Raw genomic sequence first — 14,220 nt, 5'->3', positions numbered from 1 at the left:
AAAGGCGGAAGGCCGAAACTTTCCGCACCCTGCTTGTAGCCCTCAATTAGAAGAAGAGGCCGAGGCAGCCGCCCGCAAGACCGCCGACCACGGCCGCAGCGATCGTGTTCGGAATGCCGCCGAGAGCGACAGAAGCGAGACCGCCGAGAATGACGGCGCCGATGCCAGCGAAGACGTAGGTGTTCGTGGTGATTTCGAGTTCTTTCTGAGCCATTGTTCTTCACTCCTCTTAATTTCGTTCCCTGAGTTGCGCCTTGTCCGCCGGCGCATTCTCATCCATACGGGCGCGTCATTTCGACGCAGGCGGGAGGTTAGCACAAGTTCGCGCTGAGTCAATCGCGCATGCGACAGGATGTCGCGGATTTAAGTAACTGATACACATGCATCTTCTACCTACCATAGTTTGTCGCCACTCAAATGAGGAAAGAAATTTTGTTTTTCCACGCGCTTTTGTTGCGGCCTTCCGTTCGTGAATCGCCGCCCCCATTCGTTTTCGTCGAAGACGGACGCTATACCCGCTGCCGATGACAAAAAAGAACGCTGACGTCGATTCCGCCGATCCTGTAGTTCGCAAACCGGATCGCGGTTTTAAGGCAACCTTCGACCCGCTTCGGCCTTTGCTGCCATACGCGCTGCGCTACAAGCGAACGATCGTTTTCGCTTTCATCGCGCTGCTCATGGCCGCGGGCGCGACTCTCACCCTGCCGCTCGCTGTGCGCGGCATGATTGATCATGGTTTTTCAGCCGACAGCGCTGGCGCGGTGAACGCTTACTTCGGAGCGATGATCGCCGTCGCCGCGACTCTCGCGATGGCTTCCGCCACCCGCTACTATTTCGTCATGACGCTCGGCGAACGCGTGGTCGCCGATCTGCGCGCCGATCTCTTCAAACATCTCACGAAGCTCGACGCCGCCTTCTACGACACCGCGAAGACGGGCGAGCTTCTCTCGCGCCTCACCGCCGACACGACGCAGCTCAAATCAGCGTTCGGCTCGTCGGCTTCAGTCGCGTTGCGCAATCTTTTCATGTTTTTCGGCGCCATCGTGATGATGGTCGCTACGAGCCCCAAGCTGGCAGGATTGGCGCTCGCAGCCATCCCTGTGATCGTTCTGCCGCTCATTGCTTCGGGCCGCGCCGTGCGCGGGCGTTCGCGCCATGCGCAGGATACGCTGGCGCAGGCCTCCGCCTACGCCGGGGAGAATCTCTCAGCCGTGCGCGCCATGCAGGCCAATGGCGCGCAGGCGTCCACGACGGCGCGATTCACGCGCGCGGTGGAGATCGCTTATGAGGCCGCCCAGTCCGCGACGCTGCTTCGCGCCTTCGTGACCGCCGGCGCCATTCTCATTGTCTTTACGAGCGTCGTCGGCGTGCTGTGGCTCGGCGCGCAGGATGTGCTCGCCGGACGCATGACGTCCGGCGTCCTGTCGCAATTTGTCCTCTATGCGGTGCTCGGAGCGAGTTCGCTTGGCGAGCTCTCGCAAACCTGGAGCGAACTCTCCGCCGCAGCAGGCGCGGCGGGGCGGATCGCCGACATCCTCGCCATTAAGCCGCGCATTGTTGCGCCGCCGCGGCCGGTTCCTCCGCCCGCGCGCTGGCAGGGGCGCATCGACTTTGACCATGTGCGCTTCGCCTATCCAACTGCGCCGGACAGGCCCGCCTTGCAGAATTTCTCGCTTGTCGTTGAGCCTGGCGAGCGCGTCGCGCTTGTTGGACCGTCCGGCGCTGGCAAATCGACGACCTTTGCGCTGCTTCTTCGCTTCTATGACGTCGACTCCGGCGCAATTGCGCTCGACGGCGTCGATCTGCGCGACCTTGATCCCGCGGCGCTGCGCAAGGCGCTCGCGCTCGCGCCGCAAGATCCGGTGATCTTCGGACTTTCCGTCGCCGAAAATATCGCCTACGGCCGCGAGGAGGCGACAAGCGAAGAAATCATCGCCGCCGCAAAGCGCGCCCAGGCGCATGACTTCATCATGGCGCTGCCCATGGGCTATGACACGCTGCTCGGAGAGCGCGGCATAACGCTCTCGGGCGGCCAGCGGCAACGTCTCGCCATCGCGCGCGCGATATTGGCCGACGCGCCTGTGCTGCTTCTGGACGAGGCGACCTCGGCCCTCGACGCCGAGAATGAGGCGTTGGTGCAAGCGGCGCTGCATGACGTGATGCAAGGGCGCACGAGCCTCGTCATCGCCCATCGACTCGCGACCGTGCTTGAGGCCGACCGCATCGTCGTCATTGACGAAGGGCGCATCGTGGAGCAGGGGACGCACGCGAGCCTGATCGCCGTCGGCGGCCTTTATGCGCGGCTTGCGAAATTGCAGTTCGACACCGACCGGGCCGGCGCAGCAGCCTGAGCGTTTTTCAGCCGTTTGAAGTACCGCCTTCGTCGGAACGGATGCGCTCTATCGCCGCTTTCAGCAGGCTGATCGCCTCGTCCTTATTCGCTTTCGTCAGGTCGACGTCAACGCGCAGGCCTTCGCGCTCTTCGCGAATGACGTCCGTCACGGACGGGGTCTTTTTGCCGATCGCTCTATAGGTGCGGATCGACCCGCTGACCCCCTTCACATGGATCGGCGTTTGCTCTTGCACTTCGATCACGTCTTCCACGAGCACCATTGTCTCGTGAGAAATGAGGATCGCGCCCGGCGCAGCCGCCTCCTCAAGCCGTGCAGCGAGATTCACCTGGTGGCCGATGATCGTGTATTCCATCCGCTCCTGGCTGCCGAAATCTCCTACAGTGCAATATCCCGTGTTGACGCCGATACGGATCTCGAAGCGCTGGTCCAAGCCATATTCGCGCCAGCGTCGCTCCAGCTCTCGCGTCATCGCCTGCATATCGAGCGCCATGAGAAGGCACGCCACCGCATCCTCCTTGACGCCGCGGGTTTCCGGGTCGCCGAAGAAAATCATGACTGCGTCGCCGATATATTTATCGATGGTGGCGCCGTAGCTAAGGGCGAGATTCGCCATCTCATTTAGAAAATCATTGAGCATACGGGTGACGTCTTCGGACTCAAGACTCTCCGCCATTTGGCTGAACCCGACGACATCGGAAAAAAAGACGGTCAGTTTTTTCCGCTTTGCCGAAATGGAAGCGACGGCATTGTTTTTAAAAAGCGTGCTGTAGAGTTGAGGCGACAGATATTTGGAGAGGCGCGCCGATAGTCTTTCAAGTTCTGCATTTCTGTCCTCAAGCGCCTGAGTTCTGTGCGTTACGAGGGCGTCGAGCGTTCGCTCGCGATTGAGAAAATCCAGCGCCATTCTCTTGAAGACGCGCGCCAAATGCCCGACCTCGTCCTGCCGATCTTCGACGTCGGAGAGTTCGTCGGCTGAAAACGCTCTACGCTCGACGTCATTCGCAGCCTTTGCGATCGCCACGACGGGAGCCGTCTGCTTTCGCGCAATCCAGGCCGCCAGGCCGCCGCCGAGCAGGGTCGCGGCCAGTGCGATCGCAAGCGCAGTCTCGATTTGCGACGCGACAAGGCTGTTTAGCCGAGTCGTCGGCATTCTGACGACAGCGGCTCCGATAACGCCGCCGTTTTCGCCATTAATTGGGGAGATGACGCTGAGTTTGCCGGCGCCATGAACCGATTGCGATTGCCCCGTAGCAATGACTGTCCGAACAGGCGCGATCTCTTGGAAAGTCAGCTGACTGCGGTCGCCATTGAGTCGCTCGGCGTTCGGACTGGCGATCAGACTTGCTTCCTTGTCGAAGACGAAGATCGCGTCGATGTCGCCGCCGCCGAGAAGGTTGTCGATGACGCGGGGAAGGCCGATCTGGTCGTCGAATTTTTTTAGAAAGCGGGCGTTGTAGCCGACTTGAACGATCCGCGGCTTATCCGAGCCGCGCACGCCGACATATTTGAAATGCTCGTTGTCGACTTCCCGCTTCCTCGCGTCCTGAACGACTCTGTCCTTCTCGCCGGTCAGGAGGGGCCAGAACTCATGCGCCTGCGGCTGCTGCGCGACAGACGCGCTGAACAGGAAATCGGCCTCCTTATTGCCATGGATATAGGCGTAGCCCTTTTCATCTGTCACCCAGAACTCGTTCAGGATCGTTTTCTCGGTGATCGCGGTCAGCTTGTTGTTGATTTCGGCCGACGTCATTCCCGCCTTTTCCGCGGCCTCGACGAATAGCGCCAGAAGCTCGGCAGAGACGATCATGTGCTGGGAAATCATCCGTTCGACGTCGAGCGGTATTTCGCGCGCGAGGCTCGCGCTCCTCGCCAGAAGTCGTGCGACTTCCTCACCATTCTCATGCGCTTCGGCGAGCATGGTCCGATAGTTCGACCAGGCCAGGAGGGTTGAGGCGACGAGCGTCGCGCCGACGCTGATCGTGGCGACCAACGCAACCAGGCGGGAAGCAAAGCTAAGGTGGGGTAGGCGCATCAATCTCTCGCATTGCGATCATTGCCTTTTGAAAAGAATAGCAAATTTTTTCCAGCAGGCCTTCCGCCGGACGAGGGCGCCTGTCATTTGCCTTCGGCTTGAATAATGCTATGAGCACCCGCCAACCCCCGGCGGCGTAGGCCGTCGAACTTGCATCCCGCGGCTGCCGCGCTTGCATCGCCGCGCAAAGGAGTTGGCGCCAATGGCCATATCGCCCGTCACGTTGACCGAAGCACTGACCTTCGACGACGTGCTGCTGCGGCCAGGCCATTCGCGGGTGATGCCTTCCGGCGTCGACACCACGACCCGGCTGACCCGTGAAATCTCGCTCAATCTGCCGATCGTTTCGGCCGCCATGGACACCGTCACCGAGGCGCGCCTTGCGATCGCTATGGCGCAGGCGGGCGGCATCGGCGTCATCCACCAAAATCTGTCGGCCGCCGCACAGGCGGCGGAAGTGCGCAAGGTCAAGCGCTACGAAAGCGGCATGGTGATCGACCCGATCACCATTTTCCCCGACGAAACCCTCGCCGATGCGCTCGCTTTGATGGCGGGCCACGGCATTTCGGGAATTCCGGTCGTCGAGCGCGCCGGCGACGGCGGCAAGGGCAAGCTTGTCGGCATTCTCACCAATCGCGACGTGCGCTTCGCCCAGGATCGCAGCCAGCCGGTGGCTGAGTTGATGACGAAAAAGCTCGTCACGGTTCGCGAAGGCGTGGGGCAGGCTGAAGCGCAACGTCTGCTCCACGAACATCGTATCGAGAAATTGCTCGTCGTCGACGAGGATTACCGCTGCGTCGGACTCGTCACCGTAAAGGACATCGAGAAGGCGACGCTCCATCCTTTCGCTTGTAAGGACCACGAGGGGCGCTTGCGAGTCGCTGCGGCTTCGACTGTCGGCGACCATGGCTTCGAGCGCGCGCTTCAGCTGATCGACGCCGGCGTCGACTGTGTGGTGATCGACACTGCGCACGGCCATTCGCAGGCGGTGATCGATCAGGTGACGCGGGTGAAGAAAGCGTCGAACAAGGTTTCGATCATTGCCGGCAACATCGCCACCGCCGAAGCCGCCAAGGCGCTGATCGGCGCCGGCGCGGACGCTATCAAAGTCGGCATAGGACCCGGTTCGATCTGCACGACGCGCATCGTCGCCGGCGTCGGCGTTCCGCAGCTCACCGCGATCATGGAAGTCGCAGAAGAGGCGCGCAAAGCCGACGTGCCTGTGATCGGCGATGGCGGCGTCAAATATTCCGGCGACCTCGCCAAGGCCATCGCCGCGGGCGCCGACGTTGTCATGATCGGCTCGCTTTTCGCCGGCGCGGAAGAGTCGCCCGGCGAAGTGTTTTTGTATCAGGGCCGTTCGTTCAAGGCCTACCGCGGCATGGGATCAGTAGGCGCGATGACGGCGGGATCGGCGACGCGCTATTTCCAAGGCGATGTGAAGGAACAGCTCAAACTTGTTCCCGAAGGCATTGAAGGGCAGGTGCCTTATCGCGGCCCGATCGCGCCAATCCTTTATCAGCTTGCTGGGGGCCTGCGCGCAGCGATGGGCTATGTCGGCGCCTCCACGATCAAGGAATTTCAGGAACGCGCGCAATTCGTGCGCATCACCAACGCCGGATTGCGCGAAAGTCATGTGCACGACGTCGCGATCACGCGCGAGAGCCCGAACTATCCGACGGGCGTGTGAGACGCGAAAAAAAGGGGCCGCGCAACGGCCCCATAAAGTATGGGAGAAAAGTCAAGGAGGAAACACTGATCGTAGTACAACTTGAGAAGTTAGCGTGGAATAAGCGAACAATGAGAGTATATGCGCTCGTCCAACTTCTCGCGCCCCTCACTGTTCATCAAAAAGTTACGACGGAAGTAACGTCTCCACATCATTCGAATTGATGATGACGGTGATTTTTTACAAAAAGAGTTGCTGTAGCGAGTCGCCAGCGTCTCAGCGCTTGTTGCGCAAGGGAGAGCGGAGGGCCCCGCAAAGGCCCTCCAAATTTAAGCTAAAAAGCGGTGCTCGTAGAATCGCTCAAAAGGTAAGCTGAAAATTGAGCGTGTAGTCTCGAACCCCGAGTTACTGAAGCGACCGCACAATTTCGTCCGCCCCCTCGACGTCCAAGAAAAACTTTAGCGCGCCAGCAATGCGCCGGCGTCATCCAAATGGATGAGCCGGCCACAAATTATTGAATTCAAATGTATACGCCTATTCGCCTTTTGCGCTATTGAGTGGCGCGAGCCCTCCGAGGAGCGCGACCACTTCCGCTTGGCGATTGCATCCGGTCTTCTCCATCACGCCGCGCAGATGGGTGCGCACCGTGTTACGGGAAACAGACTGGTCTGTGGCGATTTCTTCGAGAGTCTTGCCGGCGACAAGGCCGCGCGCGACACGCGCTTCGGCGGGCGTGAGGTCGTAGAGCGACTGAACCAGTTCAGCCGCTGGCGCCTGTGGCGATCCCACCGGCGTCATCACCAGAACGGCCGCGCAACGCACGAATATGTCGCGCGCTGCGCCCCGGATCGGCACGAGATTGGCGATCATCGGACTTTCTTCCTCGCTCGAGCGCGCGGCGAATGATCTCGGCACCCCAATAAGGTCGTCGTCGAGCGCATCCATCGCCTGACGCAACAGCCCGTCGGCGGATGCATCGACGAGCGACACGCGGTCATGCGCGCGCCATCGAACATATTTGTTCAGCGCGTCGCTCGGGTTGTTGGCCGAGATGACGCGCCCGTCGTCGTCAAGCACGAGCGCAGGAAGTCCAATGAGTCCGAAGGTCTCTCCGGCGACACGGGCGCGCTCGAGCTGCAGGCGCGTGGCGAGAAAAGCGGCGCGCGCAAGATGTGGGCGCAACTCATCTAACTGGCGGATGACTGACGGCTCGACGGGGCCGCGGTCATGCGAGCGTTCGAGGCAGATGATGCCGGTATCGCCGGTCGGCAGCGAGATCGCCGTCGCCGCGCTGTATCCAAGACCACGTGGCCGCAGGAACTCGGAATAGTTGGGATCGCGCTCAAGTTCCTCCGCCGTATAGACGTCGTCGTCGGTGAGGAAACCGGGATGACGGCGGCTGAACAGCTTGCCGCCGCGCGTGCAGTTGCTGAGCCAATCGCCGCGCATGAAATTCTCGACGTGCTCGCAAATCGCCGGAGAGGCCGCCCATCGGGAGACTTTTTCGCGCGACGCGAAGAGCACGCCGCCCTGCGCTTCGGCAAGATGTGAAAGTTCGTCGAGAACGTCCGGCCACATGTCGGGCGCGAAAGAGCATTCGTAAATGCGATCGATGAGTTCTTGAACCATCTTGAATATCTCATATTCGCGGTCACGCTAAAGGCGCGAGCGCTCGATAAACCGTATGCAAACGTGCAGCCGGCGAGATCGTTCCCATCGGTCAGCGAATTTGGTCAGTTGCTAAGAATTCGGTCAGTGTTTGCCGGCGTCGATCGGGACCCCTTTGCGCTCTTTGTATATATAGGCGACGAACGCCGTCATCTTCGGATCATCGGCCGCGAGCGCCGTTCCCTGCAGCGGGTTCCTGATGCACCAGTTCACCATTTCAAAGAGCTGCGCGACCTTGCCCAGTTGCTTTTGAAATTTCGGATAGGTCTCCGGGTGGGTATTGGCGGCGTTAGGATGGCATTGCGCGCAGGCCACGCCATTCGTGCCGACCGCGCCGCTTGTCCAAAGTTCACGGCCTTTCTTGGCGACCGAATCGAATTCGCCTTGCCAGCGGTCGACGTCCGCCGCCGTAAACTCATCGGCGCGTGTTGCCGGCGAAAGCAGCACAGCGCCCAAAACAAGCGCAATCGCATAGCGGCGCATGGTCGTTCTCCTCAACTAGTAATGCAGTTGCGGCGCCTTTCGGACGATCGCTTCTTGATATCTCTTGTCGACGGGCTTTCCGAGCTTCGGATCATAACCGACGACGCGCTCTTGGTTGTCCCAGAGCTGATAGCGCGCTGTGACGCGGCCCGAGTTGACGTCAATCATCTGCCAGCCTGTGGCGTCGCGTTCGAAGAAGGGATCGGCCCGATTCATCGGAACGGTGAGCACTGGAACATGCGCGCCGGCCTGTGCATAGGTGTCGGGATAGGGCCAGGGCCAGGCCGTCGCCATCACCGCGTTGAAGGAGATGTTGCCGATCTGATTGTATTGGATCTGGTGCACATGGCCGTAGATCACGCTGACGGTCTTGAACGGCTGCAACAACGCTTGCACCTGCTCGGCGTCGTCGGTCCAGAAATTCCAACCCTTGTAGATTTTCTGCAGCGGAGAATGCGAGAAGACGATGAGCGGCGTATCCTTCGACACTTTGTCGAGATCATCCTTGAGCCAGGCGCGCTGCTTTTCGCCGACCATGAATGGGGAGCCGTTGGGGTTATCAAGGCCCGCCATCTCAAGCATGCGCTGCTCGGCCGTCGGCCAGCGATGGAACGTCCATTCATCGGTCGTGATAATCGAGTTCAACACGACGAAATGCACGCCCTTGTGGTCGAAGCTGTACCAATGCGGTCCATAGAGCTTCGACCAATATTCGCCGAGGTCGAGATAATAGTCGTGCTCGCCCATGACGCAGTGGAGCTTGCCCTTGAGATGCGAAAGCATCTCAGCGCCGTGGTCGAGCTCATCTTTCTTGCCGAGTTGCGCGAGATCGCCGCCAAACATGACGAAATCGGCCTCAGGCAAGATGAGATTGGCCTCGGCGACGGCGCGCTTCAGGCCCATGTCCCAGTTGCGCACGAAGCTCGCGCCTTTGATCTGCTGGATGTGCGAATCGGAAATGTAAGTGAAGCTGAAATCTTCGCGCGTTCCGCCAAAGGCGAGGCGCACCATGGAGATCGGCAAGGTCGTTAGGGTTCCGGCCGCCGCGCCGGCGGCGATCACGCTGCGCCTGGTGATGAGTCTGGACATCTCTATCCTCCCTCGCGGCTTCGCAGTTCTTTAAGACGCCGCTTGCTTTCTCTTGCGCATTGAATCTTATTTCGTCTGCGCCGCCACATAGGCCGGGCTCGTCAACGTCTCCAAGAACGCCACGAGATCGTCGATCTGCTGATCCTTCAGATCCAGCGGCCGGATGCCGCCCGAGAGATAGGGATTGACCGGCCACGGATCGCCGGGGCTCTTGCCGCCCTCATTGTAGTGCTTGACCACGTCTTTCAGCGTCTTGAGCGAGCCGTCGTGCATGTAAGGCGCGGTCATCGCGATATTGCGCAGAGTCGTGGTCTTGAAGGCGCCGATCTCATCGAAGGAGTTCGTCACCGCGAAGCGGCCAAGGTCCGAGACCTTCGGATCGGCGAGCACGGTCTTGTCGACGGAGGCGCCAGCCGCCTTCGCCTTGAGGAATTCGGCGGCGAGACGAGGAATGTCGTCTTGAATGCGATTGATGCCAACGCCGATATTGTGGAACCTGTTGTCGGTGAAAAGCGCCTGATTCTGTTCGATAACATGGCAGGAGACGCAGCGTCCCTGAGAGACGTAAATGTCGAAGCCGCGCTTGGCTTGATCGCTGATCGCGTTGCGGTCGCCGCCGAAATACCATTTGTCGAAAGGCGAATCGCCGGAGACGATCGTGCGTTCGAAACTGGCGATCGCCTTCTTGACCTCATCCATTGTCACGTCGCGGCCGCTCTTACCGAACGCCTTCTTGAAACCATCGATATAGGCCGGGTCTTCGCGAACGATTTTGAGCACTGGCTCGTGATCCGGCAGTCCCATTTCCACCGGGTTCACCATCGGATGCTGTGATTGCTCCTCAAGCGAGGGTGAGCGTCCGTCCCAGAACTGCGACGTGTAATAGGCGGCGTTGATCACCGTGGGCGCGTTGCGCGTGCCGGTGAGCTTGTTATGGCCCTCCGAAACCCGCAGCGGACTGTCGGTGAAGGCTTTTTTGTCGTTATGGCAGGTCGAGCAGCTCACAGTGCCGTCGATCGAGAAGCGCGAGTCATGGAAGAGCTTGTCGCCGAGCGCGATCTTCTCCGGAGACTGCGGATTGTCGGCGGGAATCGGGACCTGGGGCAGACCGAGCGGCTCGGCGAGCGCCCATCCGCCAAGAAGGAGCACAGCAAGCGGAAGCGCAACAAGCGTTCTGTCCACGGACTTCCGGACATCAGAAATGTGCATGATCTCCCTCCGCTGCCGCTCGGCTTGTCGCCGACTCTTGTTTTCACATTAAGTTTGCTCTGCTTTTAGCGGCAGGGCAAGTCATCGCTGTGACGCTTGGCGGGAAAATCAAAGAACTCTCTCCGCGAATATTCGGTCTCGTCAGTAATCATTGTGCAATGCGCTAGAACCGCGTGGCGGAGCGCTACGCCTTATCGTTTGATCTGCAGTTTTCGCTTGCCGGCTTCCTGTCATGTTCATGCTACACTGAATTGTTTTTAAAGAGGGTCGACATCGCGCGGCCTTCCGCCGTCGACGCGGCTGTGATAGCTGACGGCCCTGAAAGGCCATTTTCGCGACGCGGCAGCAGCGCCGCGAGACATCAACTGCAGGAGGAAAGGAATGCATTTGACTCGGTTCGCCGCATTCGCGGCGACTTTGCTGGCGCCGACCATGGCCGCGGCGGGCGATCTACGTGCCGACGCCAACGCCGCCTTCAAGCCGATTGATGCGGCGAGCGTCGCATCGGTCGTTAAGAACAATGAGATTACGCCTGCGAAGATCGAACTCGGATCCAAGCTCTTTTTCGATCCGCGGCTTTCGAAGAGTCAGATCATCAGCTGCAACAGCTGTCATAATCTCGGAACAGGCGGCGCCGACGCTGGTCCTACATCGATTGGCCATGGCTGGGCGAAGGGTCCGCGTCGCGCGCCGACGGTGCTCAACGCCGTGTTCAATGTGGCGCAGTTCTGGGATGGCCGCGCCGTCGACTTGAAGGCCCAGGCCAAAGGTCCGGTGCAGGCCGACGTGGAAATGAACAATACGCCGGCGCAGGTCGAGAAGACGCTCAGCAGCATCCCGGCTTACGTCACAGAGTTCAAAGCGGCTTTCCCTGCCGATTCCAATCCGGTGAGCTTCGATAATATGGCGAAGGCCATCGAAGCTTTTGAGGCGACATTGACCACGCCGAACTCACGCTTCGACAAATTTCTCAGAGGCGACGTCAGCGCGCTGAATGATATGGAGAAAAAGGGGCTGCGTCTCTTCCTCGATAAGGGCTGCGCCGGTTGCCATGGCGGCGTCAATATCGGCGGCAACGGTTATTTTCCCTTCGGAGTCGCTCAAAAGCCGAGCGTCGAGATCCTTCCCGTCGCCGATAAGGGTCGCGCCAAGGTCACGAACGACCCGGCGGATGAATTCGTCTTTCGATCTGCGCCGCTTCGCAACGTCGCGCTGCGCGCGCCTTACTTCCACACCGGCTCTGTCTGGACTCTGGAAGAGGCGGTCGACCTTATGGCCAAAGATCAGCTCGGCGAAAATCTCTCTGCTCAGGACGTGAAGGCGATCGTGGCCTTCCTCGAAACTCTTAATGGCGACCAGCCGAAGGTTGCGTATCCCGTGCTGCCGCCGCGTTCCGCCAACACGCCGCTGCCGCAGTAAGGCGTCGAGCGTCGTTCGCGCATTTTCGAAGGCGGGCGCCGATCGTCGGTTGGCGCTCGCCTTCGCTTGTCACACTATTGGGTCGGCGGTTCACTAAATTCCGCGCTGCGCGAAAGATGCGGAAGGAACGCCAGAAGATGAAAGTCATTACGCTCTTCAAAATTTTGCTTGCGATTGTCGCGTCGGCTGCGTGCGCGCCTGTGGCCGCGCAGGAACAGATCAATCCATTCGCGCGCATAGGTCATATCGTCGTTATCTTCACCGAGAATCGTAGCTTCGATCATGTTTTCGGGCTGTTTCCCGGCGCCGAAGGCGTCAATTCCGCTCAGCATCCGCCGCAAGTGGACTTCGAGGGACAGCCGCTCGCCGCGCTGCCGCGTCCGCGCGCCGACGATCGGTTTCCGCGACGCTTGCCCAATGCGCCGTTTCGCCTCGAACCTTACGTCGACATCGATGGCCACACCATGGACCCGGTGCATGACTTCTATCTCGAGCGGGAGCAGATCGACGGCGGGAAAATGGACCGCTTTGTCGAGGCCTCGAACGCCGGCGCGCTCGTCATGGGCTATTACGACGGCTCGCAGCTGAAACAGTGGGCCTTGGCGAAAGAATTCACGCTGGCCGATCATTTTTTCCATGCGGCCTTTGGCGGCTCGATGCTCAACCATTTCTTTTTAATCTGCGGTTGCGCGCCGGTCTTCGACAATCCTGTGGAGTCCACGAAGAAGAAATTTCTGTCGAAGCTGACGAGCATCAAGGATTCTCAAGGGGCGGATCTCACGATTCGCGACCGCAAAGAGGACTCGCCGAAAAGCGTGCTTGACGGGCCGCCGCGTCATAAGAACCTTGGCCCCCTGACCATGGAACTGGAGGCGATCGGGACGCTTCAACCCGGAAATCCGGTTTCCAAGCACGACAAGACGGAGCCGCAGGAGCGGCTTCCTCCTTTGCATATGCCGACGATCGGCGATCGGATGACAGAGAAAGGCGTCACCTGGGCCTGGTACGCGGGCGGCTGGCGCGATGTCGTCGAGGGGCGCCTCAAGCCTTACGGCGAAGGCAAGCCCGACTTTTTTCAAACTCACCATCAGCCGTTCGCGTATTTCGCCAATTACGCGGAAGGCCAAAAAGGACGCGAGCATCTTAAGGACGCAGACGATTTTTTCTGCGCTGTGGACAAAGGCGATCTGCCGCAGGTGAGCTTTTACAAGCCGCTTGGCGTGTTCAACGGGCACCCCGACTATTCCGATCTCGCCGCCGGCGACGCCCATGTCGCCGCGGTGATCGAAAGGCTGCGCAAGAGTCCCAATTGGGCCGACATGCTGATCATCGTCACGGCGGATGAAAACGGCGGCTTCTGGGATCACGTTGCGCCGCCGGAACGAGATGCGTACGGCCCGGGAGCCCGCGTGCCGACGCTGATCATCTCGCCTTTCGCCAAGAAGGGCTTCGTCGACAAGACCGTCTACGACACGCTGTCTATTCTACGCACCATCGAGCTCCGTTTCGGCGTTACGCCGCTTTCCGACCGGGACGCGAAGGCGACTGACCTGCGCAACGCCCTAATCGCGCCATGATCTCGAAGGTCTGGCGTTCAAAAAAGCTTCTGTCCGTCCGGCGAGGCTAAGGCAATTAACAGCCACGGTTCGGCCAAAAAATCGCCGTTTATGGCGCCACGCAATATAATAATTTGATTTAAAACAGTTTTATGCATAGGCGCGCGAGCCGCCACGTAATGCTACCAAGCCCGATCAGGTAGCCTATTTCCTATTCACTAGGGTTGCATTGGCTATTCGATAGATTGTTTTGCTCTATACGGATGGGTATTGTGTGCGGAGGGGGTTATTGGAATTGTTGCGGCACGCTGAGCTGGGTCTGCGGTCCGCTCTTTTAAAGGGGCGGGTTTCAAAGATTTTGGCTTAGGCGGCGACGTCGGTGTTCGTCCGATAACAACAAGCAGCCGGGTTCTGGGGATATTGGGGGGTGCTCGCTTGCAGCGAGGATTTTCCCAAGGATTTTCGGGAAGGCTGCGGCAAGACAAGGGCGGGTTTGCGTGTTTTCGAGAAGACGCGCTTTCGCTTTACTTGAGAAACGAGGACGAAGCGGCTCCGTTGTGGGAGGCGGAGCGATACCGGTCACGCGCAATTCCCTGGGAGCACATTGGAGGAGAAAGGTATGAGCTCGACGACTGACACAGCGGCCCGGGCTGCTGCTGGCACGGAAGCTGTAGTAGACCTTAAGGGCATGTGGATCGGCCTGGCCGTTCTGAACGGGTTCTATCTGGTCGTTCGGATTTA

10 protein-coding genes are annotated in these 14,220 nt (G+C 59.8%); 4 read left to right on the top strand and 6 right to left on the bottom strand.

What is annotated here, in order from left to right:
• Positions 1-46: 46 nt before the first annotated feature.
• On the bottom strand, positions 47-214 hold the full coding sequence (locus FEV16_RS16810; RefSeq protein ID WP_171015136.1) for a hypothetical protein: 168 nt from the start codon (positions 212-214) through the stop codon (positions 47-49).
• Between the two features lie 310 nt (positions 215-524).
• Between FEV16_RS16810 and FEV16_RS04910 the strand changes: the two genes are divergently transcribed.
• Entirely contained in the window at positions 525-2,351 is a 1,827-nt protein-coding gene (locus FEV16_RS04910) for an ABC transporter transmembrane domain-containing protein (RefSeq protein WP_138166520.1), read from the top strand.
• A 7-nt stretch (positions 2,352-2,358) separates the two neighbouring features.
• On the opposite strand, the gene FEV16_RS04905 is transcribed toward FEV16_RS04910, so the two are convergent.
• Positions 2,359-4,386, bottom strand: coding sequence for an adenylate/guanylate cyclase domain-containing protein (locus tag FEV16_RS04905; RefSeq protein WP_138166518.1), 2,028 nt, complete (start codon positions 4,384-4,386; stop codon positions 2,359-2,361).
• A gap of 202 nt (positions 4,387-4,588) precedes the next feature.
• On the opposite strand from FEV16_RS04905, the gene guaB reads away from it, so the two are divergent.
• Positions 4,589-6,076, top strand: a complete 1,488-nt coding sequence (guaB, locus tag FEV16_RS04900; RefSeq protein WP_138166516.1) for an IMP dehydrogenase — start codon at positions 4,589-4,591, stop codon at positions 6,074-6,076.
• 513 nt (positions 6,077-6,589) lie between these two features.
• On the opposite strand, the gene FEV16_RS04895 is transcribed toward guaB, so the two are convergent.
• From FEV16_RS04895 to FEV16_RS04880, 4 genes are all read right to left on the bottom strand, one after another.
• Positions 6,590-7,684, bottom strand: a complete 1,095-nt coding sequence (locus tag FEV16_RS04895) for a helix-turn-helix transcriptional regulator (protein ID WP_138166514.1) — start codon at positions 7,682-7,684, stop codon at positions 6,590-6,592.
• Positions 7,685-7,807: 123 nt separating this feature from the next.
• The gene (locus FEV16_RS04890) at positions 7,808-8,206 is read right to left on the bottom strand and encodes a cytochrome C (protein ID WP_138166512.1); all 399 of its coding nucleotides are present in this window, start codon (positions 8,204-8,206) and stop codon (positions 7,808-7,810) included.
• Between the two features lie 15 nt (positions 8,207-8,221).
• Complete coding sequence (locus FEV16_RS04885) at positions 8,222-9,295, bottom strand: metallophosphoesterase (protein WP_138166510.1); 1,074 nt, start codon at positions 9,293-9,295, stop codon at positions 8,222-8,224.
• A 66-nt stretch (positions 9,296-9,361) separates the two neighbouring features.
• Entirely contained in the window at positions 9,362-10,504 is a 1,143-nt protein-coding gene (locus FEV16_RS04880; RefSeq protein WP_171015135.1) for a cytochrome c peroxidase, read from the bottom strand.
• Between the two features lie 381 nt (positions 10,505-10,885).
• Here FEV16_RS04880 and FEV16_RS04875 point away from each other — a divergent pair, with 381 nt between their 5' ends.
• Together FEV16_RS04875 and acpA are read left to right on the top strand one after the other, a co-directional pair.
• A complete protein-coding gene (locus FEV16_RS04875; protein WP_138166506.1) occupies positions 10,886-11,923 on the top strand; it encodes a cytochrome-c peroxidase in 1,038 nt (345 codons plus the stop codon).
• Between the two features lie 137 nt (positions 11,924-12,060).
• A complete protein-coding gene (acpA, locus tag FEV16_RS04870) occupies positions 12,061-13,500 on the top strand; it encodes an acid phosphatase (protein ID WP_138166504.1) in 1,440 nt (479 codons plus the stop codon).
• Positions 13,501-14,220: the final 720 nt, after the last annotated feature.

It is taken from the genome of Methylocystis sp. B8, from assembly GCF_005771425.1.
Lineage (GTDB): Bacteria > Pseudomonadota > Alphaproteobacteria > Rhizobiales > Beijerinckiaceae > Methylocystis.
The sequence above is the reverse complement of the archived record's forward strand: the minus strand, read 5'-3'. Positions and strand labels throughout refer to the sequence as shown.

What these genes read in the sequence shown, in the direction of transcription:
- FEV16_RS16810 (WP_171015136.1), bottom strand. Translation starts at nt 214, where the DNA reads ATGGCTCAGAAAGAACTCGAAATCACCACGAACACCTACGTCTTCGCT.
- FEV16_RS04910 (WP_138166520.1), top strand. Translation starts at nt 525, where the DNA reads ATGACAAAAAAGAACGCTGACGTCGATTCCGCCGATCCTGTAGTTCGC.
- FEV16_RS04905 (WP_138166518.1), bottom strand. Translation starts at nt 4,386, where the DNA reads ATGCGCCTACCCCACCTTAGCTTTGCTTCCCGCCTGGTTGCGTTGGTC.
- guaB (WP_138166516.1), top strand. Translation starts at nt 4,589, where the DNA reads ATGGCCATATCGCCCGTCACGTTGACCGAAGCACTGACCTTCGACGAC.
- FEV16_RS04895 (WP_138166514.1), bottom strand. Translation starts at nt 7,684, where the DNA reads ATGGTTCAAGAACTCATCGATCGCATTTACGAATGCTCTTTCGCGCCC.
- FEV16_RS04890 (WP_138166512.1), bottom strand. Translation starts at nt 8,206, where the DNA reads ATGCGCCGCTATGCGATTGCGCTTGTTTTGGGCGCTGTGCTGCTTTCG.
- FEV16_RS04885 (WP_138166510.1), bottom strand. Translation starts at nt 9,295, where the DNA reads ATGTCCAGACTCATCACCAGGCGCAGCGTGATCGCCGCCGGCGCGGCG.
- FEV16_RS04880 (WP_171015135.1), bottom strand. Translation starts at nt 10,504, where the DNA reads ATGCACATTTCTGATGTCCGGAAGTCCGTGGACAGAACGCTTGTTGCG.
- FEV16_RS04875 (WP_138166506.1), top strand. Translation starts at nt 10,886, where the DNA reads ATGCATTTGACTCGGTTCGCCGCATTCGCGGCGACTTTGCTGGCGCCG.
- acpA (WP_138166504.1), top strand. Translation starts at nt 12,061, where the DNA reads ATGAAAGTCATTACGCTCTTCAAAATTTTGCTTGCGATTGTCGCGTCG.